General features: G+C 40.8%; 29 protein-coding genes and 1 pseudogene. 8 read left to right on the top strand and 22 right to left on the bottom strand.

The window, feature by feature from the left end:
- Window positions 1–5: 5 nt before the first annotated feature.
- The 10 genes and pseudogenes from soxA to ACOQOE_RS07130 all read right to left on the bottom strand — a co-directional run.
- Window positions 6–872 carry a sulfur oxidation c-type cytochrome SoxA gene (gene soxA / locus ACOQOE_RS07175; RefSeq protein WP_420555324.1) on the bottom strand — a complete coding sequence of 289 codons (867 nt, stop codon included), beginning with the start codon at window positions 870–872 and terminating at the stop codon, window positions 6–8.
- 41 nt (window positions 873–913) lie between these two features.
- Entirely contained in the window at window positions 914–1,231 is a 318-nt protein-coding gene (soxZ, locus tag ACOQOE_RS07170; RefSeq protein WP_067864364.1) for a thiosulfate oxidation carrier complex protein SoxZ, read from the bottom strand.
- A 30-nt stretch (window positions 1,232–1,261) separates the two neighbouring features.
- Window positions 1,262–1,720: a thiosulfate oxidation carrier protein SoxY gene (gene soxY, locus ACOQOE_RS07165; RefSeq protein ID WP_067864361.1), complete on the bottom strand. Its 459-nt coding sequence runs from the start codon at window positions 1,718–1,720 to the stop codon at window positions 1,262–1,264.
- Between the two features lie 35 nt (window positions 1,721–1,755).
- A complete protein-coding gene (gene soxX / locus ACOQOE_RS07160; RefSeq protein ID WP_067864358.1) occupies window positions 1,756–2,118 on the bottom strand; it encodes a sulfur oxidation c-type cytochrome SoxX in 363 nt (120 codons plus the stop codon).
- A gap of 107 nt (window positions 2,119–2,225) precedes the next feature.
- Window positions 2,226–3,269, bottom strand: coding sequence for a c-type cytochrome (locus tag ACOQOE_RS07155; RefSeq protein WP_420555323.1), 1,044 nt, complete (start codon window positions 3,267–3,269; stop codon window positions 2,226–2,228).
- A complete protein-coding gene (gene soxC, locus ACOQOE_RS07150) occupies window positions 3,253–4,587 on the bottom strand; it encodes a sulfite dehydrogenase (RefSeq protein ID WP_067864353.1) in 1,335 nt (444 codons plus the stop codon). The genes ACOQOE_RS07155 and soxC overlap by 17 nt, the downstream gene beginning before the upstream one ends.
- 183 nt (window positions 4,588–4,770) lie before the next feature.
- Window positions 4,771–6,135: a sigma-54 interaction domain-containing protein gene (locus ACOQOE_RS07145; RefSeq protein ID WP_067864351.1), complete on the bottom strand. Its 1,365-nt coding sequence runs from the start codon at window positions 6,133–6,135 to the stop codon at window positions 4,771–4,773.
- A gap of 138 nt (window positions 6,136–6,273) precedes the next feature.
- Window positions 6,274–6,855, bottom strand: a complete 582-nt coding sequence (locus ACOQOE_RS07140) for a TIGR00730 family Rossman fold protein (protein ID WP_067864347.1) — start codon at window positions 6,853–6,855, stop codon at window positions 6,274–6,276.
- A gap of 120 nt (window positions 6,856–6,975) precedes the next feature.
- Entirely contained in the window at window positions 6,976–7,359 is a 384-nt protein-coding gene (locus tag ACOQOE_RS07135; RefSeq protein WP_231867948.1) for a CZB domain-containing protein, read from the bottom strand.
- 54 nt (window positions 7,360–7,413) lie between these two features.
- A pseudogene (locus ACOQOE_RS07130) lies at window positions 7,414–7,986 on the bottom strand (methyl-accepting chemotaxis protein); the annotation flags it as partial.
- Between the two features lie 326 nt (window positions 7,987–8,312).
- On the opposite strand from ACOQOE_RS07130, the gene ACOQOE_RS07125 reads away from it, so the two are divergent.
- From ACOQOE_RS07125 to ACOQOE_RS07115, 3 genes are all read left to right on the top strand, one after another.
- Complete coding sequence (locus ACOQOE_RS07125; protein ID WP_067864340.1) at window positions 8,313–8,801, top strand: hypothetical protein; 489 nt, start codon at window positions 8,313–8,315, stop codon at window positions 8,799–8,801.
- Window positions 8,802–8,912: 111 nt separating this feature from the next.
- The gene (gene folE / locus ACOQOE_RS07120) at window positions 8,913–9,551 is read left to right on the top strand and encodes a GTP cyclohydrolase I FolE (protein WP_067864337.1); all 639 of its coding nucleotides are present in this window, start codon (window positions 8,913–8,915) and stop codon (window positions 9,549–9,551) included.
- A 387-nt stretch (window positions 9,552–9,938) separates the two neighbouring features.
- Window positions 9,939–10,577, top strand: coding sequence for a helix-turn-helix domain-containing protein (locus tag ACOQOE_RS07115; protein ID WP_197468012.1), 639 nt, complete (start codon window positions 9,939–9,941; stop codon window positions 10,575–10,577).
- An 89-nt stretch (window positions 10,578–10,666) separates the two neighbouring features.
- On the opposite strand, the gene ACOQOE_RS07110 is transcribed toward ACOQOE_RS07115, so the two are convergent.
- Together ACOQOE_RS07110 and ACOQOE_RS07105 are read right to left on the bottom strand one after the other, a co-directional pair.
- Window positions 10,667–11,251 (bottom strand): hypothetical protein, encoded by a 585-nt coding sequence (locus ACOQOE_RS07110; RefSeq protein WP_420555322.1) that lies wholly within the window; start codon window positions 11,249–11,251, stop codon window positions 10,667–10,669.
- A 9-nt stretch (window positions 11,252–11,260) separates the two neighbouring features.
- Window positions 11,261–12,115, bottom strand: coding sequence for a TraB/GumN family protein (locus tag ACOQOE_RS07105; protein ID WP_420555321.1), 855 nt, complete (start codon window positions 12,113–12,115; stop codon window positions 11,261–11,263).
- A 156-nt stretch (window positions 12,116–12,271) separates the two neighbouring features.
- Here ACOQOE_RS07105 and ACOQOE_RS07100 point away from each other — a divergent pair, with 156 nt between their 5' ends.
- Both ACOQOE_RS07100 and ACOQOE_RS07095 read left to right on the top strand, forming a co-directional pair.
- Entirely contained in the window at window positions 12,272–13,066 is a 795-nt protein-coding gene (locus ACOQOE_RS07100) for a response regulator (protein ID WP_067864328.1), read from the top strand.
- A gap of 310 nt (window positions 13,067–13,376) precedes the next feature.
- Complete coding sequence (locus ACOQOE_RS07095) at window positions 13,377–15,158, top strand: DEAD/DEAH box helicase (RefSeq protein ID WP_067864325.1); 1,782 nt, start codon at window positions 13,377–13,379, stop codon at window positions 15,156–15,158.
- A gap of 168 nt (window positions 15,159–15,326) precedes the next feature.
- Here the strand turns inward: ACOQOE_RS07095 and ACOQOE_RS07090 are convergent, their stop codons facing one another.
- Window positions 15,327–15,713: a RidA family protein gene (locus ACOQOE_RS07090; RefSeq protein WP_067864322.1), complete on the bottom strand. Its 387-nt coding sequence runs from the start codon at window positions 15,711–15,713 to the stop codon at window positions 15,327–15,329.
- A gap of 96 nt (window positions 15,714–15,809) precedes the next feature.
- Entirely contained in the window at window positions 15,810–16,235 is a 426-nt protein-coding gene (locus ACOQOE_RS07085; protein WP_067864319.1) for a hypothetical protein, read from the bottom strand.
- Window positions 16,236–16,370: 135 nt separating this feature from the next.
- Between ACOQOE_RS07085 and ACOQOE_RS07080 the strand changes: the two genes are divergently transcribed.
- A complete protein-coding gene (locus ACOQOE_RS07080) occupies window positions 16,371–17,132 on the top strand; it encodes a TlyA family RNA methyltransferase (protein ID WP_420555320.1) in 762 nt (253 codons plus the stop codon).
- Between the two features lie 104 nt (window positions 17,133–17,236).
- Here ACOQOE_RS07080 and ACOQOE_RS07075 read toward each other — a convergent pair whose 3' ends face one another.
- On the bottom strand, window positions 17,237–17,458 hold the full coding sequence (locus tag ACOQOE_RS07075; protein ID WP_420555319.1) for a DUF1289 domain-containing protein: 222 nt from the start codon (window positions 17,456–17,458) through the stop codon (window positions 17,237–17,239).
- A gap of 169 nt (window positions 17,459–17,627) precedes the next feature.
- Between ACOQOE_RS07075 and msrB the strand changes: the two genes are divergently transcribed.
- Complete coding sequence (gene msrB / locus ACOQOE_RS07070) at window positions 17,628–18,764, top strand: peptide-methionine (R)-S-oxide reductase MsrB (RefSeq protein ID WP_420555318.1); 1,137 nt, start codon at window positions 17,628–17,630, stop codon at window positions 18,762–18,764.
- A 64-nt stretch (window positions 18,765–18,828) separates the two neighbouring features.
- On the opposite strand, the gene hisA is transcribed toward msrB, so the two are convergent.
- Window positions 18,829–19,584 (bottom strand): phosphoribosylformimino-5-aminoimidazole carboxamide ribotide isomerase, encoded by a 756-nt coding sequence (gene hisA, locus ACOQOE_RS07065; RefSeq protein ID WP_067864546.1) that lies wholly within the window; start codon window positions 19,582–19,584, stop codon window positions 18,829–18,831.
- Between the two features lie 410 nt (window positions 19,585–19,994).
- A complete protein-coding gene (locus ACOQOE_RS07060; protein ID WP_420555317.1) occupies window positions 19,995–21,119 on the bottom strand; it encodes a murein transglycosylase domain-containing protein in 1,125 nt (374 codons plus the stop codon).
- 356 nt (window positions 21,120–21,475) lie between these two features.
- Between ACOQOE_RS07060 and ACOQOE_RS07055 the strand changes: the two genes are divergently transcribed.
- The gene (locus ACOQOE_RS07055) at window positions 21,476–22,687 is read left to right on the top strand and encodes an EAL and HDOD domain-containing protein (protein WP_420555316.1); all 1,212 of its coding nucleotides are present in this window, start codon (window positions 21,476–21,478) and stop codon (window positions 22,685–22,687) included.
- Here the strand turns inward: ACOQOE_RS07055 and ACOQOE_RS07050 are convergent.
- The 5 genes from ACOQOE_RS07050 to ACOQOE_RS07030 all read right to left on the bottom strand — a co-directional run bounded on the left by ACOQOE_RS07050 (window position 22,684) and on the right by ACOQOE_RS07030 (window position 26,210).
- The gene (locus ACOQOE_RS07050) at window positions 22,684–23,394 is read right to left on the bottom strand and encodes a hypothetical protein (protein ID WP_067864301.1); all 711 of its coding nucleotides are present in this window, start codon (window positions 23,392–23,394) and stop codon (window positions 22,684–22,686) included. The two genes, ACOQOE_RS07055 and ACOQOE_RS07050, sit on opposite strands and share 4 nt — an antisense overlap.
- A 1-nt stretch (window position 23,395) precedes the next feature.
- Window positions 23,396–23,911 carry a hypothetical protein gene (locus ACOQOE_RS07045; RefSeq protein WP_067864298.1) on the bottom strand — a complete coding sequence of 172 codons (516 nt, stop codon included), beginning with the start codon at window positions 23,909–23,911 and terminating at the stop codon, window positions 23,396–23,398.
- The gene (locus ACOQOE_RS07040) at window positions 23,908–24,516 is read right to left on the bottom strand and encodes a hypothetical protein (protein ID WP_067864295.1); all 609 of its coding nucleotides are present in this window, start codon (window positions 24,514–24,516) and stop codon (window positions 23,908–23,910) included. Before ACOQOE_RS07040 ends, ACOQOE_RS07045 begins: the two co-directional genes overlap by 4 nt.
- A complete protein-coding gene (locus ACOQOE_RS07035) occupies window positions 24,491–25,216 on the bottom strand; it encodes a MotA/TolQ/ExbB proton channel family protein (protein ID WP_067864292.1) in 726 nt (241 codons plus the stop codon). The genes ACOQOE_RS07040 and ACOQOE_RS07035 overlap by 26 nt, the downstream gene beginning before the upstream one ends.
- A gap of 499 nt (window positions 25,217–25,715) precedes the next feature.
- Window positions 25,716–26,210, bottom strand: coding sequence for an STAS domain-containing protein (locus ACOQOE_RS07030; RefSeq protein ID WP_420555315.1), 495 nt, complete (start codon window positions 26,208–26,210; stop codon window positions 25,716–25,718).
- Between the last annotated feature and the right edge of the window lies 1 nt (window position 26,211).

Raw genomic sequence — 26,211 nt, 5'->3', positions numbered from 1 at the left:
TCCTATTACTTACGTGCACCAGGGCCATTAGCCACAAGACCATTGGACATATAACTCTGGAAATACTCCAAGTTACGGAACTCCTCAGCCTGAGGTTTTAATGGATCTGAACGAGAATCTCTATGACAACCACTGTAACGGCGGTGCAACGTACCTAACTCTCCCCATTTAGAGCGGAAAACAGGAAAATGTGTCACATGCCCTAATTGAGGACCCGGTAGGTCTGCACGAATACGAATATTCGAGCCTTGAAGATGACAATTGGCACAAGATAGGTTCAACTGACCACGCTTAGAATAAAAGAACTTCTTACCCTCTAAATAGGCAGCTTTGGCTCTAGGGTCATCCTCAGGAATCTGTATATCAAAAACCTTATCTCGTGAAGTCCATGCCATATAAGCTGATATTTGAGCAATCGGGCCTTTAGACCATTTAAGCGCTTCCTCACCATTCTTCACTCGGCACTCATTGATCTCTTGCTCAAGTGTTTTAACCGTACCTTCTTCTTTATTCCAGTACGGGTATTTATGGCGAATACCTATACCTCCGTTTTCAAAGCAATCCGCATAACCTTTCCCGTTTGCAAAGGCTGTGTTGAAAAGCTCTTCTCCTTTTTCCACATCAAATTCATAAGGAGGGAACTCTTCAAGTTCTACCCACTGTTCCCTTGAATCCGCATCAACTGAATAGATACCATTTACATAATCTGCTAATTCCGTATCAGGGAAGCGAGATTTGTAATAGTTTTGCAGTGCTATTCTGTCCGCCTCTGGATCGACAGTTTGCATATCAAATCCAGTATCTGCTGCGTAGGTTATGTGTGTTGCTGCCGCAACAGCAAAGCCCAACGCTAATTTTCTTATTATTTTCATTATTCACCCCAAAGCGCCACCCAGTAACAGGTAGTTGCTAATTATTTTACTTTGGCAGTTTCTGTAGCCGTCTCACCTGTGTTTTCAATCCAGGTCATGGTCAGTTCATCACCCGACGCCCCGCCTGCAAAGTTAAACGCGAAATAAGGGTTTTTAGATACTGCGGTTCCAAGGTTCGCTACAAAAACCTCTTTGCCTGCATGCATTATCTTAAGCTCCTGCAAAAATCTTGCGGGAATTAACTCGCCCGTTTTTTTATCTTTGCGCTGGCCACTTTCCATGATGTGCTTAGCCATCAATTTAACTTTAGTTTTTCCACCAGAAACCTTCGCTTTAACTCTTAAAATGCCCTTAGCCATGATTCATACCTCTGTATTAGCTTAACTGGATTAACCGCCACAACCGCCGATAGTAACTTTTACTTCTTTTGATGCGCTATAAAGCTTACCTTCAGCTTTAACAACGGCGGTTACCTTAGAGGTTTTGCCCATACGTAAACGTGTAGATACATCAGCATCGGTGCCTGCTGGAATAATGAATTCAACAACAAGGGGAGTTGGGTTGTGCTCAACAAAAACACTCATTGACTCAACATTCGCTAAACTAGAGCGAACAGTGACTGGGACAACGGCACCATTTTCTGCGATGTCAGGTGCTTTTAATGTCACCTCTGCACTTTCTTCTGCTGTGCCACCAAGCAACTCTTGCATGGCGGTCTCTTGATCTTCTGCTTTAAACGCACTCTGTGTCCATGCTGCCATTGCAATACGTGGTACCAATACACTAGCACCCACCAAAGCTCCACTTGCAGCAATCGCTTTTATGACTGAACGACGATTTATGCTCATTCTAAATTTCCTCTTTCTTCACCCATTTTGGGAGATCAGAACTGGTAGATATACTCTACGACAGCATCAATTTCTTCTTCTGACAAAATCCAATGCTTCCCTACTGGAGGCATAATTGTCAGAGGATTATTTTTACTTGCATCCCAAATTTGGGCACGTAATTTACGTTTATCTGGAAAACGAGTTTTCATCGAAAGGGTCGGTGGTCCTTGATTCCCTGCCAAATTCGCATCTGGATCAGCGATGGTATGACAGGAGATGCAATTACCCCGAGACTTATCCAAATAAACGGCTTTCCCCAATGCAATCTGATCATCATGGTTATCAGCTATAGCAGAACCTGCTGTAACCATAGCCAATAAACCAGCCGCACAGAGAGAGGTGCTCAGCTTACGCATTATTTCTCCTCCGGAGTTCTGTCTAACGACAGTATTTTTATTGTTATAAAATGCCCATGTGGGCGATAAAATCTAGTTAATTACTAGGTTTTATATATTAATGAGGCTTACTGGCTAGATTCAACCATGTAAGCAACGGCTTGTTCAACCTGCTGATCACTAAGATCGACTCTCCCACCTTTAGGTGGCATCACACCAGTATCACCCGAAAAGCCATTAACGGCATGGTCAAGCAGCACTGGCATCCCTTTTTTAATACGAGCAGACCAAGCGTCTGAATCACCAAATTTGGGGGAACCTGTTAAACCCGATCCATGACAAACCTTACAAGCCCCTTCGTAAGTTGTTTTCCCTGCCAACGCTAATTCGGATAATGAGGCCGCTTCTACAGCATGCTTCTCCGCAATCGCTTCGCCTGTAATACTAGCTTTACGTTGCTTCTCTTCCTCTTGCTCTTTCTCCATCTGTGCGTCATGGGATGCAGCGGGTGCGTCAGCACCTTGAACAAAGTGGCCAACAGGCGTTATTCCCTTAAGAGTCCCTGTAATCATAAGCTTTTTAGGATCTGCACAGTTCTCCATACAACGCTTATTTTGCACATCAGGACGCGGATCTATAAAAAAGTTATCTTGGTTAGGCATCTCAATGCTCGCTAAAGAGTCTTTTGTTAATACAAAATCCTCTTCAACGATCTCATTCAGATAAAGCACATAAGCCGTAACATCATAAACTTGCTGATCCGATAGGGAGCGTGGTGCAGTAAATGGCATTGCACGTCGAATATAGTCGTATAGTGTAGACGCATATGGCCAATAAGAACCAACCGTTTTCGTGGGACGTTCATCTTTAAGGGTTCCCTGCCCTCCAGCAAGAACGGGCCAGCGCCCCTCACCTTCACCAAACAAACCATGACAAGTAGCACAACGCTCCTCGTATAAGACCTCACCCGCTTCGACTGTGCCACTCCCTTCCGGCAAACCTTTCCCGTCAGGACGGATGTCAATATCCCAACCCTCTATCTGCTCAGCCGTTGCTGTTTCACCAATGCCAAATTGAGCGGCATGAGTAAACATAGCGGTTACCGTCAAACTTAAACCTAAACCTAAACCTAGAACTATCAGGGGCTTTGTCATATCAAGTGATTTGAACATTTGTAATCTCCCCTGTTGGTGCAACCTTCCATGTGTGAATAGAGTTTTTGTGGTAGATCGAATTACCACCACGAACTTCACGTAACTGCGCTAATGTCGGTTGGACATAGCCTGTTTCATCAACAGAGCGAGACTGAAGAAGCCAAGGCTGACCGTTCCACTTAGTCACCAAACTAAAGCGAGTTAATGATTTATCCAACACAAGCCCTTTCAAATTTGCTGGCACCCAACTGACACCGCCATCAAAAGAGATATCTACGTGTTTTACCTTCCCTCTACCCGACCAAGCTAACCCCTCTATCTCGACAAAACCAGGTTTAACTAATGGGTTTTCTGGGCAAGGCGTTGTAATAACGGAATTTGCTTCTTGAACAAAGGTAAACTTGCGTGCGCGACCATCCGGCATTAGATCTGTATATTTAGAGGTTTCTTCGCGGTGGTACCATGGCTTATCACCCACCTCTAAACGGCGAAGCCATTTAATTGAGGTATTCCCCTCCCAGCCCGGATTTAACAACCGTAAAGGGTAACCCTGTTCAGGACGAAGCATTTCACCATTTTGTGCATAGACAACAAGCGTATCATCCAAGGCTTTTTCTAATGGTATTGAACGGCTCATATGTGCACCATCGGCACCTTCCGCTAAAATCCACTTCCCTTCAGGTTTAACACCGGCCTCTTCAAGCAATACTCGCAAAGGTACGCCTGTCCATTCGCAACAACTCAACATCCCATGAGTGAACTGCAAGGCTTCCATTTGAGCCCCTTTCCACTCCATACCGCCGTTCGCTGGGCATTCGATAAATTTAATTTCAGAAACCGATGGAAAGCGCATAAGGTCTTCCATGGTAAAAATAAGTGGCCGCTCAACTAAACCATGAATAATTAGACGATGTTCATCAGGATTAACCTGAGGCACACCCCCATGATAACGTTCAAAAACAAGTCCATTAGGCGTAATAATGCCTTTTAAGTCTTGTAGAGGGGTCATTGAGATAGATGCGATAGAATCGGCTGTTAACCAAGGGACTGTACGGCGTACAACATGTTTTTCAAACTGGGAAGGTGAACCATAAGGCTGTTCTACGACACCGTGACCTAACTGCTTTCCCCAAGTAGGTTCATTAGGAGGAAGGTTTGTTTTATTGATTTCTGCAGCAGTGGAACGCCCTGCAAATGTTGTTGCAGCTATTCCTGCCGCTGCGGCTACCCCTTTTCGTAGAAAGTCTCGACGATCACTAATAGATAGATGTTCTGATTCTTGAACCATCTGTTCCATTAATTCGCGCGTACTTGGCCCTTTGATGATCTTCGACATTGATGCCTCCAAGCGGCGTACTCAAAGCACTTATTATTTTTATATTATCTTTGGGTATAACTATATGTCATTGCCGAATATACAAGAATGCGACCATCGTATAAAACTAATATATAGATTGCTTATATAAAAAACCGTGTAAAAATTCATCTATGCTCTTTAACCCATAGCCATAGAATATGCTTAAAGTCCCCGCAGCTTTCTATAGAGCGTTCTCTCGCTAATACCTAACTGGCTAGCTAACTCATTATTTTTTAAAGAGGTACTTTTCTTAATCTGAGTTAAATAAATAGCTTCAAGGTCAGCTAAAGGGACCAACTTGTGTCCATTCTCACTATTCTCTGGAAGAGGTTTTATTATTGTCTGATCTAATAAGGCGCTATTTGGGAGAAGAGGCTTTATATGCTTCGGTAGGTGTTCGGGGCTAATCACTTGATAATCAGATAAAAGCATAGCCCGTTCGAGAATATTTCTTAGCTCTCGTATATTTCCTGGGTAGCTATACGCTTGTAAAAGATCCATCGCTTCGTTACTAATAGTTAGCTCTTTGGCCTCTGAACCTATATCTTCATTTTCGACAAGTCGTTTTAGTAGAATTTCAACCAGCAGAGGAATATCGTCAACGCGCTCTCTCAATGGTGGAAGAGAAATGGGAAATGAACTGATTCGATAATATAGATCTTGACGGAAAAGCCCCGCCTCCACCTTGTCGGCTAAATTCTGATGAGTTGCACAGACTAACCTAAAATCTGCATGTTTTAGCTCCACACCACCAACAGCACGATAAGTACCCGTTTCGATCAAACGTAATAATTTAACTTGTAAAGAGAGGGGTATATCACCGACTTCATCAAGAAATAAGGTACCTCCTCGTGCAGCACTTACAAGTCCCTCTTTTTTATTAACCGCACCTGTAAATGCTCCTTTCTCATGACCGAACATTTCACTTTCAAAAAGATTCTCACTTAACCCGGAGCACTCAACCGTCACAAAAGGCTTTTGCGAACGCTTACTCGCAGAATGCAGCGCTTTAGCTACGAGCTCTTTGCCTGTTCCTGATTCTCCTAACAGCAAAACAGTAATCATGCTCGGGGCTGCCCGTTGAATAAGAGAGACCATTTCGTTAAAAGCCTTGGAACTACCCACCAACCCTTCACCTTCTGGTTTTGCATTGGCTACTTTGACCAAATGCATAACCTCAAGAAAATAATGGGGGTCCTTTTCCCCTACAGGGATTGGTAATAGTTCTACATCTACATGCTCCTGACCATGATTTGTATTATGTAAATGTAAATCTCTTTGGCGTAACCCCGTTTGTTTACAGCGCTGTAAAGGACAAGACTCCCCTTCCTGATCACAAGGCCGCTGATAACCATGTGAAACTTGGTAACAATGTAGGCCTGCAACTTGACCAAATTGCGCATAGTGGTCTCGGTAGGCTTGATTCGCAGCAATGATCATATAATCACCCGACAAAACAGCAGCGGGCTCTGAAAATGCATCCAATAATGCAGCTAATTCTGTCTCTGACAGTGTGGAGTTATTCATATGGATAAGTAGCCAAGTTGAATGATCAGGTTTAACGGCCTGACAAAAACGTCAGTTATTAGTGTGGAAGGAGATATAAATAAATACAATTGACCAATCAATTTTTCTTTACTAAATACTTTACCGACACTCATCCGATTAAGATGGATTAAACCGAGTATGAGGGTGAGTAAAGGTTTGCATCTGTTGGATCAAATTCTGAATATCAGAAGATACTATCAGCATATCTAAATAGTCAGGGTGGATAAAACCTTGATCTGCTGCTTTGACAAGAAAGTTAATTAATGGCGTATAAAAGCCATTAATATCTAAAAAGGCTGAAGGCTTTTTATGCACCCCCATTTGGGATAGCGTTATCACTTCAAATACTTCATCTAAAGTTCCACTCCCCCCCGGTAAGGCAATAAACCCATCACTCAGAGAGAGCATTTTACTTTTGCGTATTTGAAGCGAATCCACTTCAATAAGCTCGGTCAAACCTGGCTGTATAGACTCTTTCTTTTCTAAAGAGACCGGCATTACCCCCGTCACCTTACCACCTTGGGATAAGCAACTTGAAGCGATGGCCCCCATTAATCCTGAACGAGCACCGCCGTATACTAAATGAATATCATTTTCAGCCAAATAGACACCAAGCTTTTTTGCTTGATCAATATAAATGGGATCAGAACCAGACTTTGATCCACAAAATACGGCTAAGCTATTAAGCGAAGTGGACATTCAGTCAATTAGTCCCATACAAAAGAGAGCAATAATTACTATAAATCACGAGGCGATCATTACGAGTCGCCTAGCCTTTAATTTCACATAACCCTCGTTATTCAACGGGTAATACGGGCATTAGCTGTTTTTAAATTCCGTATTCAAACGATCAAGTACTGTAGCAACTTCTAAACTTGCGCTTTCCATCAAGGCCAAATGCGATGCTGCCGATTTCATGTCACCGGAACGCGCAGCTTCTACCGCAGCAAGGCCCGACGAATGTACACGCTCATGTGGTGCATCAAGACTATTAAAACTAGGCAGTTGGCTATATTTATCTCGGCCAATACCATTGTAATACCAATTACCTAAGCGACAAGATGTGTGATCAGCTAAGGCCGAAAAATCATTTAATTTCCCTGTAACAATGCCTCTGTAAACATCGTTCTTCCAAATAACATGATCCAATTTGACGCTTTCAATAAAAGAATCCGCAGCGCTATGATCAATAACAATGCACATACGCTCAGATAGCTGAACTACATCACGAACGCCACCTTTGATTTGCTCAGCCGAAGCAACAACTTCACTACTAAGCATATCTACTTGTCCAATATCTTCAGAGGCGGTTGTTGTTTGCGAACTAATCTGAGCAACTAAATTAGCGATCTCGTTACTGGCTTCACTAGCCTTACGTGCAAGGTTTCGAACCTCATCAGCAACAACCGCAAACCCTCGGCCTGATTCACCAGCACGTGCAGCCTCAATTGCAGCATTTAAGGCAAGCAGGTTAGTTTGATCCGAAATATCACGAATCACACCAACAAATGTTTCAATCTCTTGTGAAACAACACGCAGTCCTTGAACATTGGAATTACCATCTTGGGCTCGTTGCTGGATAACGTGAACACGCTCTAAAATTGTTTCAACAGCGGTGCGTGTTTCATCAAAAATATGAAAAGAACCATTCAGATTAGCCTTTTCATTTTCTAAACGATCACCTGATTCAGAAATTGTGCCCCGAACATGGGTAATTAATCCATTCCCTTCAACCCAAGCAGCGCAGATAGCTTGTTTACCATCATCTTGATTACTATGAGTATTCTCTTGCTCATAACAACGACGAGTTAACGTCTGGTTTTCAGACATCAAATCTTGATTTTCTTTACGCAGCTGCTCAACTTCATTCTGCAAATCTTTTAATTGAAGGTTCAATTTTCCTGAGAAAAACATCAATAATCCCTCTGACTACAACAAGTTATCTTGCATGGTATATTTATTTTTCTAGCATCATATATTGATTAAGTACTTGTTTCATCGATTTATTTACAATTGTAAGCATTTGTTGATCTGACACTGATCGTACTAAATAGGCAATCTATTTGTCATACAATCTTTATCTACCCTATCCCCAGACATAAAACTGACTTAAAATTGTTATGTTTTATGACTCAGGGTAATTTAAAGGATTTATAATGGCTAAAATATCGCTTAAAGATGATCAATATAGCGCGTTAGTAAAGGCCTATTTCGCCAAGCGTTCTCAACGCCAACTGTTAAATAAATCAGAATCAATTAAAATTGCCGAACGCTTAAATGAAAAAGTAAGCCTGCCTTTTTTGAGCGAGCCAAAAGAACAGGCCGTTTTACTAAAAATAATTCTAAAAATTGATAACTATCTATATGAAAGCCTTCCTAATGAGATCTATGAACTTATTCATAACATTGACGAAGGTTTCGACGACAGTGAAGCAGCTCAATTAGCCGCTCGCTTGAGCAAGCAAGCCCATGATGATATTAGCCTGCCATTTTTAACATCTCATGTGGAATATTACTCAATCACTTTTGTACTAACGCTTATCATAAACGCAATGCGAGAAGGCTCAGATTTAGATCACGCGATCAACGTCACTAAACATCCTCTTATGATGTGTGACGATTTCCCTTTCCCTGATCTATTTTAATTAAACCTAATGTCACTAGTGGTAATAAAGACGTTATATTCAAATCCGGTGATCTGATTATCTGGTTATAGCGTAGGGCATTTACTGTATTAACCAACTGAAGGTAACACTATGATTTCAGCAGAAGCTTCTGCAGTTCGAGACCAGCTCATAGCAAAGGGGTTAGAAACACCCACCATTGATAATGGTATGAACCAAGAACAACGCTATGAGAAAATCAAGGGGTTAATGTCAGACGTCGTCAGCACACTGGGTATGAACTTAGAAGACGATAGCTTACTCGAAACACCGCACCGCATTGCCAAAATGTATGTGTATGAGATCTTTTCTGGTTTAGATTACGAAAATTTCCCAAAGATCACGATGATTGAAAATAAGATGGACCTCGAAGAGATGGTCAAGGTTCGCAATATCAGCGTATTAAGCTCATGCGAACACCATTTCGTGACCATTGATGGCACGGCAAAAGTCGCTTATATACCCAAAGACAAAATTATAGGTTTATCTAAAATTAATCGCCTTGTACGCTTTTTTAGCCAGCGTCCTCAAGTGCAAGAACGCTTAACTAAACAGATATTAATCGCGCTACAAACATTACTTGATACAGATAATGTGGCTGTATCAATTAATGCAACTCACTACTGTGTAAAATCGCGCGGCGTAATGGATGTAAACTCTGAAACAGAAACAACCGCATTAGGAGGTATATTCAAATCAAATCCTCGCACACGGGCGGAATTCTTAACTTAAGTATTTAATACTGGGCTTATAGCCATGAGATAGTTGTTGCTACAAGCATTCAGAATAAGTTATCGGCGTGGGGCACTATATGCAGAGATAGGACTTATCAGAACCCTACGCTACTGCGTATACAACAAGCTTATTTTGAAATTGAAGAGGTTGCCCCATTTTGAAGAACGATAAATCATAACTAGTCCATAAAGCATCTTCGATGCACGGAAATTTCTCACCGTAAAATAGGGCTAGAGAGTAGCGTTAATCCAAAAACAGTTACTGGATTCAAACAAGTAAAAGCTACACCATGGTAATGGCACTTAGCTTCTATCAATAAACTACTAGCGCTAAACTATCTGATACACTTAGCAAGAAAATAGAAAGTAAATTGGAGTTGCATGAATGTCTGATGAGCCATTTTTCCTAAAAGAAGAGAAAGAAAAACTAGGCCTGCAACGTGCTAATGCTCAAACAGAGGCAACACTTGAACCTCTTATGTTAGGAAAGCGTGTTAAAGAGATTCGCTTAAGTCAGAACCTAACGCTAGAAGAGGCAAGCAAGCTCACCGGCTTAGCAAGATCTACTTTATCAAAGATTGAAAATGAGCAAATATCACCCACGTTTACCGCAGTTAATAAACTCGTAAAAGGGTTAGGCATAGATATTCCTCAGCTGTTTTCACAACCCAAGCGGGGAGCAGGAACCGGTGGACGCAGAGATATAACACGAGGCGGCGAAGGCCAGCCCCACCCTACTCCAACCTATGAGCACGAATTACTGTCAACACAATTAAGCACAAAAAAAATGATCCCATACCGCACAACGGTAAGAGCGAGAACATTTGACGAATTTAATGATTGGGTCAGACATGACGGCGAAGAATTTCTATTTGTCCTGAGTGGTTCTTTATTACTTTATACTGAGCTCTACGAACCACTAGAGCTATTCACTGGTGATTCCGCCTATTACGACTGTGAGATGGGGCACGCGTTAATTTCAACCAGTGATGAAGATGCAGAGGTTATCTGGGTAACCGCGTAAGCACCTGTTTTTTTTGAATAATAGAGACTAATTTAATTGTTTTAGGGTTTAGTTCCAACCGCTGGCATATCTTTAAAAATGATCTCTCTCTAGTAACCGCCATAATTAACAGCCATAGGTTTTAAGAAAAAAATTACCAACCAAACCCTGCCAAAGCAATCCCATTCCCCAACGACCACTGCCCACTGCTTACTGCTTACTAGCATTTGTAACTGTTGTTTAGTATCGGTGTCAGTTGTAAGGGTATCCAACTCTTTCAATAAAGCTGCAATTTCATCATAGAGTGAGCTAGGATCATCTTTACTACACCATAGTTCATAGGTATCAATCGCAAAAACGGGATGATTCTGTTTAGTTATAAAGCTTAACCAACGCTGTAAAAGATCCGCATCATTCACATTAAGAAAAGGAATTAAGTGGTTATACCGCTCGTTTAGACGCGCAACAACAGCGGAACTATCCGCAATCAAGATGGGATATTTGGCACTTTCCTCACCAGCTACAACACTATCATCCGCTACCGAAAAGCTCTCTAACTCCGTCTCAGAAAACAGTAATAACCAAAAAAGTGGAATGGTATAATTTGCAGCACACAACATCTCTGCATTGGTGGATTGTGTAGACATATTGGGATGCTTATCCATCCCCATTAAAATAATACGTGTTCCTAACATAGCGATTTCCTACTGCTGTTCTATGCTGTAGCCCTGATCAGCAAGAGATTTCAATAAGCCATCAGAACCAATAAGATGACCTACTCCGACTAAAACAAATTCAACCTCATCATTCTCTAACATTTGTTTGATCTGAGGTAACCACTGTTTGTTCCTTTCAACTAATAAGGACTGATACATACGGGGGTAGTTTAATCTCATATCGTCGATAACATCAGCTTCAAGCCTTTGCACATCACCACTTTTCCAATGCTGAACAATTCCTTTCATCATCACTTCTGTCTCTTTCATATCAGCCAAAGTCTGACGCAAAAACGACTCTTCATTCCCTTGACCCATATTTACAATGGAACGAATATGCGCATCTATAGCTTCCAGCTCACCAACCGTTTTACCATCAGCGATCGCCTGCTGAAAGTAGAATGAATCTGCCCCCGCCTGTGAAATTCCTAAACGTTTAAACTCAACAGCGAGCATGGTCAACATAACACCCGCAGGCTTCATAGAGATAAACAGATTAGGCATCAATTCACGCTGTTTTAAATAAGTATTAAGCGCTTCGTAAAGCTCTGGTGAAATTATTTGATTTAATAATCGCCCATCTTGGTATGAAAGCTGAGACATAAGCTGCATCTGGATTTGAGGGTCAGACAATGCTGCTATATCTGTTTCAAAAATAACTTTATCTGCTCCACTGTAAGCATGATCAAACTCAACAGGGAAAGGCAGATCTTCCTCTGCCAGCAAATGCACCGTCCCCCCTAAAAATAATTGATGACCATTTTTAGCTACACGCCACAACGATGTTTCAGCCAATGAATAACAACTAAATAGAAGCATAATCATGTAGATAAAGATTTTCATAATAGTCCTATGTAAGGGCGAAATAGGTATTAAGGGGGGGAAAAGACTTAATTAAATTAATAGACTATCATCTAATACAAGAACCAAACATTAAAGATTTACAGGTTCGAAATATAGAAATATATTAACAATTAAAATAAAAAAAGTGGTATATCCATGACAGAACTAACATCTTCAGATCTAAACATACTGCTTGTTGAGCCTTCAACAACCCAAAGAAAAATTATTAAGAAGGAACTAAACAAGGCATTAATTGAGTCCATAGATGAAGTTCAAACCATCAAAGATGCCATTGCGCGTATAGGAATAGTCAAACCAGATTTGGTCATCAGCACCCTTCACCTTCCTGATGGTTCAGCGATGGATCTCTTAAGCCATATTCGCCAACACACAGACACAAGTGAGCTACCATTTATGTTAGTTTCAAGCGAAACTCGTCATTGCGAACTAGATCAGTTTAAACAATCGGGGGTTATAGCAATCTTACCCAAGCCCTTTACCCATAATCACCTCACAACGGCGATTAACTCAACATTAGATTTACTATCAAATGATGAGTTAGAACTAGAATATTATGACCCTGCCGCACTACGCGTACTGGTTGTAGATGATAGTAAAATGGCACGAAAAATAATCATTAATGTATTAAACAACTTAGGTATCTCACAAATAACCCAGGCAATAGATGGGTCAGAAGCGATTACACTCTTACCTCAAGGTTTCGATCTTATTGTAACTGATTACAACATGCCGGTTATCAATGGACTTGAACTGACCGAACATGTACGAAATAGCTCTGAATACTCTCATCTCCCTATACTTATGGTGACGAGTGAGTCGACCCATACCCATTTAAGTAACGTTGCAAAATCGGGTGTAAATGCAATGGCCGACAAACCTTTTGAACCCGCTATGATTAAAAAACTATTAGCACGTATATTAGAAGAGTAGAAATTTTATAGTCTGTAATGCCTAATAACTGATCATCAACACATGATAAATACTCATAGCAGGTCGTGGTAAATAGCTTATACATACTCAAAAACCCAACTTTACGTCACAACTGTTTAATTAGTAAACAGCTATATTTTATAAGCCAAACCCCAAAAAATAACGGTATAAAATCGATAAAAAAACCTGCCAAACTTGCTCTAAACTGCATACAGTGTATAATGCGCGCTTTCCCACCAGAGCAGCTTATATTGTTATCGACTACTGTTGATGCAGTCCTGCCCTAATTCCAAACAGGTAACACAAACAGATGAATTCAGAAGATCAGCTATCTTTTGCTGAGCTTGGCCTTGCGGCTTCCGTGCTTAAAACGCTAGACGAAATTGGCTATGAAACGCCGTCTCCAATCCAGGCAGCCACTATCCCTCACTTACTAGAAGGTCGCGACCTTTTAGGTGTCGCTCAGACAGGTACCGGTAAAACAGCCGCATTTGCATTGCCATTGCTATCTCGCCTAGACTTAAAAAGCCGTAATACGCAGCTTCTGATTCTGGCGCCGACTCGAGAATTGGCTATTCAGGTAGCAGAGGCCTGCCAAACCTATGCCCGCAGCCTACCCGATTTCCACGTACTACCTATATACGGTGGTCAGGCATATGACAGCCAACTTCGCCAGCTCAAACGCGGCGCGCAAGTGGTTGTTGGTACACCCGGTCGTGTTATGGATCATATGCGCCGCGGTTCTCTTAAATTAAACAACCTTCAAGCACTCGTACTTGACGAAGCCGACGAAATGCTTCGTATGGGCTTTATTGATGATGTTGAGTGGGTTCTTGAACATACGCCCAACGAACGACAAATAGCATTGTTCTCCGCAACAATGCCCGCTCAGATCAAAAAGGTTGCTCAGAATCATCTAAACAACCCTGCTGAAATACGTATTCAATCCAAAACCGCAACAGCAACGACGATTACACAGAAATACTTACGTGTTTCCGGTAACCAAAAGCTAGACGCTTTGACTCGCATTTTAGAGATGCAAACATTTGATGCGATGCTGATTTTTGTTCGTACAAAATCAGCTACTGTTGAATTATCAGAAAAATTAGCTGCTCGAGGTTATGCTTCCGAAGCACTTAATGGTGATATCTCTCAAAATTTGCGTGAGCGTACTGTTGAAAAACTAAAACGTGGTCAAATCGATATCCTAGTTGCAACAGACGTTGTAGCACGAGGACTTGATGTTGAACGTATCAGCCATGTACTTAACTACGATATACCATACGATACAGAATCTTATATTCACCGTATTGGTCGTACAGGTCGTGCAGGACGCTCAGGTGAAGCAGTTTTATTCGTTTCTCCACGTGAACAACGAATGCTTAAATCTATTGAACGTGCAACACGTCAACAGATTGAACAGATGCAACTGCCGTCAACAAATGATATCAATGAGAAACGTGTTAAGCGTTTTGTTGATCGCATTTCAGAAACGATTGAAAGCCAAGATCTTGAGTTCTATAAAAACCTGCTAACAGAATATCAGCAAGAACATGATGCCGATCCACTCGTTATTGCTTCAGCACTTGCCAAATTGTTACAGGGCAAAACTCCACTGCTGATGAAAGAGCAGGCTCGCCCACCTCGTCGTGAAAGAGAGGAGCGTGGAGAGAGAAGATCTCGTCGCCACCCACAAGGAATGTCAGCTCAGGCTAAACCGCTGAAAGACAATCCTAATGTTGAAATGCAGCGCTATATGCTTGCTGTTGGTCATGAGCACGGTGTGGCACCAAAGAACATTGTTGGTGCTATTGCTAACGAAGCAGATCTAGATGCAAACCTTATTGGTTCCATCGAAATCTATGACGACTGCTCTACTGTAGATTTACCAGCCGGCATGCCTAAGGCTGTAGTACAGCAGCTCCGTAAAGCAATTGTTTGCGGTCAGCGTCTAAACATCAAAGATCTATCTAGTGATGCAGCTTCTGCTCCAAGCGGTGGCCGAGGAAAAAGAAACGGTGGCAACAACACTAACCGTAACCGCCCGCCTCGTCGCGCAAAGAAAGATACAAGAAAAAGCAAAGATAGCTAAGGATAACTTCCCTTACTAAACTGAGTTAAGGTTTAGTTAGCTTAAAGCTTTCATCGACAAAGGACGTTACCATAAAGGAATGCCCTTAACGCACCGGATATTTTGCATCCCCTTCGCAAGATATCCGGTGTTTTTATTACACTAAAATAGTCTATATAGAAGCCTTACTTACTCCCCTACCACCATGATTGCTTCGACTTCAATATCAGCATCTTTCGGGATCTGTTTTACTGCAAAAGCTGCACGTGCTGGATAAGGCTCAGAGAAATATTTCGCCATAACCTCATTCACTTCAGAAAAATATTTCATATCAGAAAGTAAAATTGTGACTTTAACAATATCAGATAAAGAACCACCCGCCGCGTCTGCGACCGCTTGCAAGTTTTTAAATACTTGCTCCGCCTGTGCCGAAAAAGATTCGGTAATCAGCTCCATAGTTTCAGGCACCAGTGGAATCTGACCTGACATATAGACTGTACTACCTACACGCACAGCTTGTGAATATGTACCTATAGCAGAAGGTGCATTTTCAGTACTGATAATACTTTTATTCATAATCGTTCCTGTCAAAATAATTGAGTCGAATTACTTTTATAGCGTCAATCAATAGTTAGGAACTTAATCAACTAACTATAAACTTAACCTATGTATCTACCTAGGTGGAGCTAAACTAACTCGTACTTTAGCCGGCGCATTAGGAAAGAAAATACACTGTAATACTACATTGGATTCTTCTTCAAAATAGACCATGACACCTTTACCCCGATCCAACCAGCGTACCTGATCGAAGTCCTGACCATTCCAATGTTGAGCCCACAAACTAGAGCTTGCAGCGCGTCTTTCAAAAGCTACGCCACAATACTTTTCTGCTTGTTCTCGGTAACGCTCACCCCAACACTCAAGATTTTTTTTACATGTAGCAGAGGCCGCCCGCGTATCTGTTCTTTTATACATTTGAACACACTTCCCCCTGACGGCCGGATCAGAATATTCTCGGCATTGGTCCAATTCTGCATCATTCACTGCATAAGCAGATAACGGTAATAATAAAACCAAAAGCCCTAACATTTTACGCATAATCCCTTCCTTAATCCGACCCCTTTTAATTTAGCAGTTTACACCGCCATAAGGATGCTTCCTAGTTTAGAAAAACTTTCACTCACCAACAGAAGAACACGTATAATAACGACTTTAATGTGACTCGGAAAAAGCATGCAACGTGTAGACCTGCTCCTTGTAAACAACGCCTTAGCAAATACGCGCACCCACGCACAGCGTTTGATCAAAAATAACAAAGTCACAGCCTTTTACAAAGGTACTTGGCAACCTGTTACAAAACCGGGTCTTAAACTTGATGAACATACAGAATTTAAAGTCGAAACCGATGATGCTGATCGCTTTGTTTCACGCGGCGCTTTTAAACTTTTAGCCGCATTAGAAAAACAACAATTAGCTGTTGAAGGTTGGATCGCCCTTGATATTGGACAATCAACAGGTGGCTTCAGCGACTGTCTTCTTCAAGCAGGCGTGAGCTCTGTTATCGGGGTTGAGGTTGGTCATAGCCAACTAGCTGAGAAGCTAGCAAGCGATCCTCGTGTACTATGCTATGAACGCGTTAACGCCAGAGAACTCCCTAGCGAAACCCTGCTAAAACACAGTAAACAAGGCGGCGGATTTGATCTTGCTGTCATGGATGTCTCATTTATATCTCAACTTAAAATACTCCCCTCTCTTATTCCCCTCATTAAAGACGAGGGCTACCTTATCAGTCTAGTCAAACCCCAATTTGAAGTGGGTAAAGAGGGTATAGGGCGAGGAGGAATTGTTCGAGATGCTAACTTATACCCCTTAGTAAAAACTAAGGTAATCGATTGCTGCGAGTCTTTAGGTCTTCAAATCTGCGAGTACTTTGAAAGCCCAATAAAAGGTGGCGATGGTAATAGAGAATTTTTACTTATAGCAAGAAAAGCATAAAAAACGAACAACCTACCCAGAATACTCGTCGTGCCCTTATGAATCTGAATAGAATGACAATCCTTAACTTAATGCTGAAAAGCTACATATTTACCAATCAGAGTTTACTGAAAACTATCCATCAACTCAATTTGCTTCTGCCTTGCACGCTCCTGGCGGCTTTGCGACTTATCTAAAGTTGCTGATTTCTCAGCATCTGACATATTGCTCCACTGCATAATTTCCTTAATAGATCGATAGCACCCCAAACAAACATCATTATCATCTAGGCAGCAATTTCGAACACAAGGTGAGCTAAATGATTTTGCTGTTACTACCGGTTTCATTGTTCTACCTCTCCGCTTCACACCTTCAACAAACCTAAATACTCATTTAATAAGCATAGCAAAAAACCAAGTATCCCACTCAATGTAGGATTTTTAAAAAAATAAGGAACCTAGTTCTTAATAATGCATCCAAGTATGCAAGATACAATTGGATAGGTTAGGAATAAAAATGAAGAAAATTATAGTGGCATCAATTATTGCTTTAAGTGGATTAGGCCTTAGTAGTCTAGTAATCGGCACCGAAAGCGCTTCTAACGAAGCCCCTCTCCAAAACAAAGTTTCCACTCGCTTAGCCGTGGCTACATTTGCAGGCGGCTGTTTTTGGTGTACTGAGTCCGACTTTGAAAAGTTAAAAGGCGTTGTTCAGGTTATTTCTGGATACAGTGGTGGTGTAAAACCTAACCCCACTTACAAAGAGGTTTCATCGGGACAAACAAAACATACTGAAGCGATTCAAGTGTTTTATGATCCTAATGTAATCTCTTACGAAGGTTTGCTAGAACGCTTATGGCGCGGTATGAACCCTACTGATGGCAAGGGCCAGTTTGTTGACCGTGGGCAACAATACAGACCTGCAGTTTTTTACCACAACGATGCACAGAAAAAAGCGGTTGAAGCCTCCATTGCTAAATTAGAGAAATCTGGCGTTTTTAATCAACCAATGGCAACTGAAATTAGCCCTTATACAAGTTTTTATAAGGCCGAAGATTACCATCAAGATTATTATCTCAAAAACCCCATTCGTTATAGTTACTATCGAAACGGGTCAGGTAGAGATCAATATCTCAGCAGCCGCTGGGGAGATGAGCTAAAAATTGATTACACCCAATATAGTAGCCAAGCTTCTGTTGCTGATGTAGCAGCGGATCGTTTTGTCACACCGTCGGAGCATTATCTACGCTCGGTCTTAACACCTTTACAATTTAATGTGACACAAGAAGAGGGTACGGAACGCCCATTCGACAATGCATATTGGGACGAGAAACGTGAAGGAATTTATGTCGATATTATTAGTGGAGAGCCTCTTTTTTCATCAAAAGATAAGTTCAAATCAGGTACAGGCTGGCCTAGCTTCACACAACCTATTAAGGGCGTACCGATCATTGAAAAAGAAGATAATTCTCTTTTTATGAAACGGATTGAAGTCAGAAGTTCTAAAGCGAATTCTCACCTTGGTCATATTTTTAATGATGGTCCCGCCCCTACGGGGCTTCGCTATTGCATTAATTCTGCATCGTTACGCTTTATACCAAAAGAAGATCTGATCAAGGAAGGGTACGCAGAGCTGGCCTCTTTGTTTGAATAAACAGCACAAAATAATTATAAAACACGCATTAAAAGGGCTAGGTAATAAACCTAACCCTTTTAATCTATCGATTATTCCATTCAATACATTCGTTGAGCGTCACACCAGATCCACCAAAAACATCTAAGGCGCTTCCTATAGTCAGATCAACTTCTCCTCCAGACAAGTGTTCAACCAGTTTAAGGTCATCTAAAGAGCGGGCACCTCCAGCGTAAGTCACCGGTATTGTGCAAGATTCGCCGAGCAACTTAACAAGGTCCTCATCAATACCACCTTGCAACCCTTCCACATCAGCCGCATGAATTAAAAACTCCGCACAGTGCGATGCTAACTCGGACAATGTCTCCGCATTAACCTCCATATCAGTGACGGTTTGCCAACGATCTGTAGCTATATGCCAACCCGATTCAGTACGCCTACAACTCAAATCTAAGATTAATCGCTCTACACCTGTTACCGCTTTAATCGTTTCCAGCCTTTCCCAACTAAATTGACCATCGACGAAGAGATATGAAGTCACAATTACATGGGAAGCCCCTGCCCGTAAAAACTCTTCTGCATTGCTATTGTTAACTCCACCACCAAACTGTAATCCACCAGGCCAAGCAGTTAACGCTTTCAACGCTTGTTCCTTATTACCGGGGCCTAATGCAATTACATGACCGCCCAAAAGCTGGTGTGTCTTATACAACTCAGCATAATAAGCCGCATCATATGTACTAACAAAATTAGTATCTGCGCCACTCTCATTTAAGCTACCACCAACTATCTGCTTAACCTGACCTTGATGTAGGTCTATACATGGACGAAACTGAGTCAAAAAAAGCTCCAAATAATTAAGTAATAATTAGATATATTTTAACGACCTAAAAAAAGAAGGTACATTTTTATCTCTATAAGATTTATATAGCAATGACAGTTCGAATAAAGTTTGTAACTAAAATGATAAGAAGACCATCACTTCAAATGCTGCCGAATACGCTTGCAGTCATATTCATTGTACTGTTTTTTGTATCCATTACGCTGTTTATATAAGCGATTCATCAGCTTACTATCACCCCCCTTTTCGTTTGAGGTTAGTCAGATGCTTAATCGAATCTTGTATAGACTGGCATCGCTAGATCAACGCCTTATCGTTAGCAGACGATAAGGTAGATCCGAAAAGAATAAGTAACATGAAACCTGTAATCTTCCATCAAGTTGTCATAACCAGTCCCTGTAAAACAACTTTTAATATCTTTTTTTAGCCTCGGTCACCTTCACTAAATAGCGTTGACTTTCTTTAGGCATTTTCTTACCTAATATAGACCAAACATTATCGCTTGAAGCTGTATTAATGACCCTAAAAGCCTCTTCCCGCTGAGAAGAAAAACTTCTTAACACATTACCCGCTCCGCCATTATAAGCAGCAATAACACAATACTCTTTGCTAATTGGGTGTCTAACTTTCGCTAAATAACGGTTTTTTAATATATGCAAATAAGCACATCCCATACGAATATTATTTTCAATATTAAACAAATAGGGCGCCGATGGTGTACCTGCGTAGCCATGAATCTCTTCAAACGCGTCCCTACCTGCAGTTGTTGGTACAATTTGCATAAGACCATAGGCAGGCACCCAACTCACAGCATAGGGGTTAAAATTACTTTCAGTTTCAATAATGGCGTAAACAAGTGCTGGAGCTAACTGATACTTTGCAGCGTAACGCTCTACATAAGATGCGTATTTATACTGTCGAGTACGCTTATGTTGTTGAAGTAAAGGGAATTCAACGTAAGAGACACTTTTCTGTGAGCCATCTGATATTTTAATTTGACGGGTATGGACACCTTGGTTCAATAAATAGGCGGCATAACGACCTGCCCGCCATGCCCAACGAATCGGCTTATTATCTTGATCAACAATTTGATTGAATAAAAAAGGCTCATCCCCAAGCACAACTTCCTGATCAGAAAACAGGTCTACTTTCTCGGGGTTGGCCGGCGTCAAAAGCGTATTAATAATTAACTGCTTTAAGTGCTGCTTATTTTGACTTTCTACTCTGACAATGCCTGTCTCAAAATTAACTAACGCGCGGCTCGTATAGCCATCAGTATATTTTACATATTCTTTCGGGGACGGTTTTACCGAATCATCGCCACCCCAAGCAGAAGAGATATGTGTAAGAAAACTATCAACGCGCTTTATATCGTTTACTAATGACTGCGGACTTGTGACCCAACTCCTCGCCTTACTCTGTGCGCGAGAGACAGCAATATCTTCAAGAGACCTTCCACCTGCTACGCTCTGAGCAATACGAAAGGCATCATGCGTTGTGCAACCAACTAAAGTTAATGGAAAAGATCCCAGCAAAAACTTTCTTCGCGTTAAGGGCATAAAAACCTCATTTATAACTACGCCATAAGTCAAAGATAATATTCACCATTCAAGCACCCGTTATCATTAGTTCAAACTGCCGCTTTGATTTTTTTACAAACCCAATAAAAAATATTTAAATAATTCAATAAGTTAAAATAAAAAAAGCAACTTTACACTATGTAAAGCACACCAAGGCCTTAATTTCAAAAAGGACATAATCCTGTATTAAACAAGAGAGTTCTTATAGAAATAGAATCGTTTACTTAAATTAACGATCGTTTTTGTATCATACAAGCGTTATTATTTTTATGGTTAGCTACAATAAAAAAAACGAAAAGAGGACTAACAGCTTGGCTTTCTCTGTTTTACTTGCAAGACAACCAATTCTTGATAAAGTGCTCAATACCATTGCGTATGAGCTATTATATAGAGACGCAAAAGGTATAGGCCCTCAACTACCCTTTGACGGGACTCAAGCAACGGCAGAAGTCCTGCTAAACGCCTATAGCAGTATATTCCAAAACAACCGTGTTCAAGCTATTCCAGCATTTATTAATTTCAATGCAGAATGGATTTACAATGGAAATCTACCTGCCCTTAGGCCCGAAGCCTTAGTGCTAGAAGTACTAGAAGACGTAGCAATTACGGATGAAATCATCCACAAACTCCGTACTCTTTCCGATAACGGCTACCGCATTGCTCTCGATGATTTTATCTATGATGAAAGCTGGGAACCTGCTTTAAAACTAGCGAAGATAGTCAAGATTGATATTCAGCTTCTTTCACCTACTCAACTCATTCAGCATGTCACTGCACTGAAAAAAAAGAAGGTGACTCTACTCGCCGAAAAAGTAGAAACCTATGAAGAGTTTCAATATTGCAAGGAGCTTGGTTTTAAACTTTTCCAAGGCTATTTCTTTTGTCGCCCACAGCTCATCGAGGGACGCAAATTATCCTGTGATGACCTAATAACCCTTCAACTAATTGCAGAGTTAGAAAACGCTGAGGCGACACCTAAATCAATTGAAGCGATCATATGCAAAGATCCAGAATTTGTTTTAAAATTATTAAAAATTATCAACTCAGCCCGTTTTTCTCTATCGAGAAAGATCAATAATATCTCCGAAGCTATAATTGCATTAGGCATAGATGAACTAAAAAAATGGGCTCTGCTTATTAATACTACCCATCATCCTCATGTCTCCAATGCATTAATCCAAGAGATACTAACCCGTGCACGCATGTGTGAACTCGCTGCGGCAAATTATGATTGCGTAAATTCTAGTACTGCATTTTTAATAGGCATGCTTTCAGGAATGGATGCTATGTTAAATCTAGAGCTTAAGGATATTATGGAGCAATTACCCGTTTCCAAAGAGGTCTCAAATGCACTAGTTAAAGGATCCGGGACTCTAGGGCAGTTACTCAGTGATGTAAAAAACTATATGGCTGGCGAATGGGCTGTGCTTAACGATTCACATATAACCGATTCACTTGGCCATGCACAGGAAGAGAGTTTACGCTGGGTACAAGATACCCTACAAGAAATTAACTATCGCTAAGACTCAAATCGATTAAGCTCAAAAGTAATACTGCCACCTTTGTAAATTTCTAAATCCATTGGTTCATTTCTAACTAACTTAACCAATCCAACTCCAGGTGCATACCACTCGGTCTGCGTAACAATAATGTCTTGATAACCTAAGCGTGGATCAGCGTAAAGACTAATAACACCCGAAGCCTCTACCTTAATGCAGTTATCGAATCTACCTGCAGGCACAACTACACTGCTATTTAACGCAACAATTTCATAAGTGAGGCTAAATGCTTTTTTACTTGGGTCAGGTAGCGCTGAGCGCAGGCCATGTAAAGCATAAGAACGAGTTTCTGCCACCCAACTACGCCCCACTTCTAGATCCTCTTTGTTAGGAAGAATTCTGATCTCTTTGTCATCAAATCTAGGGGTTAGCTCTACTACAGTACGTTTTGCAATTCGATAGCTACCCGTATCATCTTGCAATATATAATAAACGGTCCCATCGCTAGTCCTACGCGCGGAAACAGGCATACCACTATAATCCCCCTTCAGGTCGATAGTCCCTAAATTTTTGATACTAAATTGTCGTTTCTGTGTTATGTCAGTTAAATCTTCAAAAACGCTGTAGTGCCACTCGACACCTTTATTGACGGGAAAATAATCATTTTCAGAAATATCCCCCTGACATCCCACTATAATGACTGATATTAAGAGAATACAAATAAGACGCATATTACTTCTCCGGTAACGCTGGGTCTGGGAGCTTAACAAACTGCAAGCCTAGATATTTTTGCCCCTCTCTGTTTTGCTTATTATCATTTTCTTCGTTAATCGAAGCCGGATTAATTTCACCTAACTGCAGGTTCCCATTCTCTACTTCTCTTAGTGCAGATTCCAATTTACCGTGTATATCTAAATCATAATCTAACCTATAAGCTCTAGGTTCAGCAGCTAACTCATAATCATTCAATGCGGTTAACCACATATAAATACTCCCTTCAACTTCTCTCGCCTCATCCGGCTCTTCTATAACCCCATAATGTAATAAAAACTTTTCAGGTAAAACCACCTCTGCCGGCCACCCTTGTGTCTCTTTCCAGCCTTGATAACTCACGGTATAAAAACCAACTGCGATAACAATAAGCGCTGCTTTTATACCCCAAAAAATTCTGCTGTATATCAATACAAGCAACACTAAAGCAGTAAAAAAAACATACGCGAGGGTTAAACTAAACAAAACTTCATTCATTTCGATATCGCCTTTACTATACTTTTTTGTAGCTGATTTATATTTGTGACTTGACCAGAAGGGGTAATAGAAAACCTCACAGCTGTGGCCTCATCACCTTCTTCTGACAACAATGTCGTATTGTAGTGGAGTACTTTCATAACCGGATTCACTTCAGCTAAATAAATAGTCACAGGAACTTTTTCACTTGTTTCACTTTTAAAGTAATGGATGTTAACAATAAATTCGCCTGGGGGGCGCCCTCTAATTGTCAATACTTCTTGATTGAGTGGATTCACAACTTCAGTGCCATTGACGACTTGCGTATCATTTGCCAATCCTCGGTCATCTCGATCAAGGTGCATCAATCCATCTTGTGCTCTCTTGTACCACACTTTTTTTCCTTCAGGCCCAGTTGCCCATACATCAATATCGTCAGGGCTTCCATCAGGCCAACTTACGGTAACAATAAATTCAGCCTTCGGATCAATAATGCCCGATTTAGCCGGAGGGTTTAAAAGCAATAAAGCGATCAGAAAAAGAAAAGTAAACGTTAATAAAACGTTAAAAAGAAGATCCGTAAATGGATCTATATCAAAATTACTTTTGCGCTGAAAGAGGGGCACCGCCTTCACCTCTATTATCTACAACCAAGTCGACAGTGGATAAGCTAAAATCAATCGTCTCTAACAAAAGCCTATCCGCACAGCGGTCAACCAACAATAACTGAATACCTAAAGTCATACTCGCAATTAATCCAACCATTGTTGTGTTCATTGCGACTCCCATTCCCAAGGTCATCTGCTGCATTAATTCTTTTATATCAGAGATATCCAGTTGTTCGAACGCAGAGATCGAGCTAAGCATCAAAACAAAACCAACAACAGTACCCAGCAACCCTAACTTAATAACGACCCCAGCCATAAACCAGCCAACCTGATGTGCCCCCCGCAAGGATTCAGCCAATACTTCCGTTGCCAGTGTTTTATCCGGCTCTGAGTGACTATTTAGCACTTTGCTTAAAAAGTCTTTAATTACTGATCGGCTCTCGAATGCATCATCAGATAAAAGCTTTAGATCATCTAAACTCAATTTTTTAATCTTTAATAACATTAGTGATTGTGAAGCGACAAACCAGCTACGGTAACCACAATGGACAGACACAGCGATAAACAGAATAAAAATGAGTGAACTAATTCTCGTAATATCTTGCACAAAAATAGTCTGGAATAGTTGTAAATCCCAACTTAGGAAAAGGAAAAATACAATCAGGCCCGCTAACAAAAGCCAATATAAAAACGCTGTATAGGTATATTGAGTAGACATCCACTTTCCTATGCTTATCTTGCATTAGAACTTCAGACTATAAAGGAGCCTGATAGAAAAATAACTAGAAACACAAGAAAAAGAGACCAAAGAATAGATTAAAACAACCACAAAGTAGCAAGACTCCTACAAGGTAATTCAGGCACTTTTATTGTAAATAAAAAGACAGGAGCTATTGACTAAGATGAAAAAAAAGATCTCTTAAAACTAGATTGATAGTATTCAACCTACTGAAAAATAAGCTTTTTGAAAGCTGTTTCTTTTTCAAGCAACAGGTTGAAATAGCGCTACTTGCGGGCGCCCAGCATGTTAACCAAATATTACTAACAGCTTTATCCACAGAGTTTGTTGATAACAAAATTGTGTAAGTTTTTTTGCAACCACAGAAAAGAAGAATTGTTATTTATTACTGATAATTCGGGCATTAAATGTCGCTAGATAAATCAGCATTAAGTAAAAGAGAATTCAAAAAAATCCTAAACTCAACACTCTCCAAACACTATTTATTCTCGTTGACCGATTCAAGAGTAGAAACTAAGTCTTTAAAGGCTTCGCGGTTAGAATCATTTAACCCCATCAGAATTTGATGGGCTGAGATTATTCGCTCTTTCATCTCATCCACAGACTCTTGCACAAAGGGAAGCTCTTTCAAGTCCTTAATACTCGTTGGAAGCTCTTCTAGCAATATGAAAATATGATCAAAGCCCATTGTATACAAAATACTAGTAATATCAGGGTTTGTAGACACCAGTGTAGGCTTACCAAGATCAGCTTCACTCGCTTTAATAGATAACTTTGCAATAAGGCCCAAAGAGGTGCTATCAATACCCTCAGCCTCAGTCAGATCGATTAAAATATTAGACACAGATGCTTTAGCTAGAGCGTCATTTATATGACAATCCAACGAAGTACAGAGCGTTAAGCGCACATCACCTACAAACTTCAAAACAAAGCTGCCATCAACCAACGCCGAATAAATTGAACCTTCTTGCATT

The sequence above is a fragment of the Neptuniibacter marinus genome, assembly GCF_965223595.1.
GTDB lineage: Bacteria > Pseudomonadota > Gammaproteobacteria > Pseudomonadales > Balneatricaceae > Neptuniibacter > Neptuniibacter marinus.
Note: the sequence above shows the minus strand (reverse complement) of the source record. Positions and strands in the feature narration are given on the sequence as shown.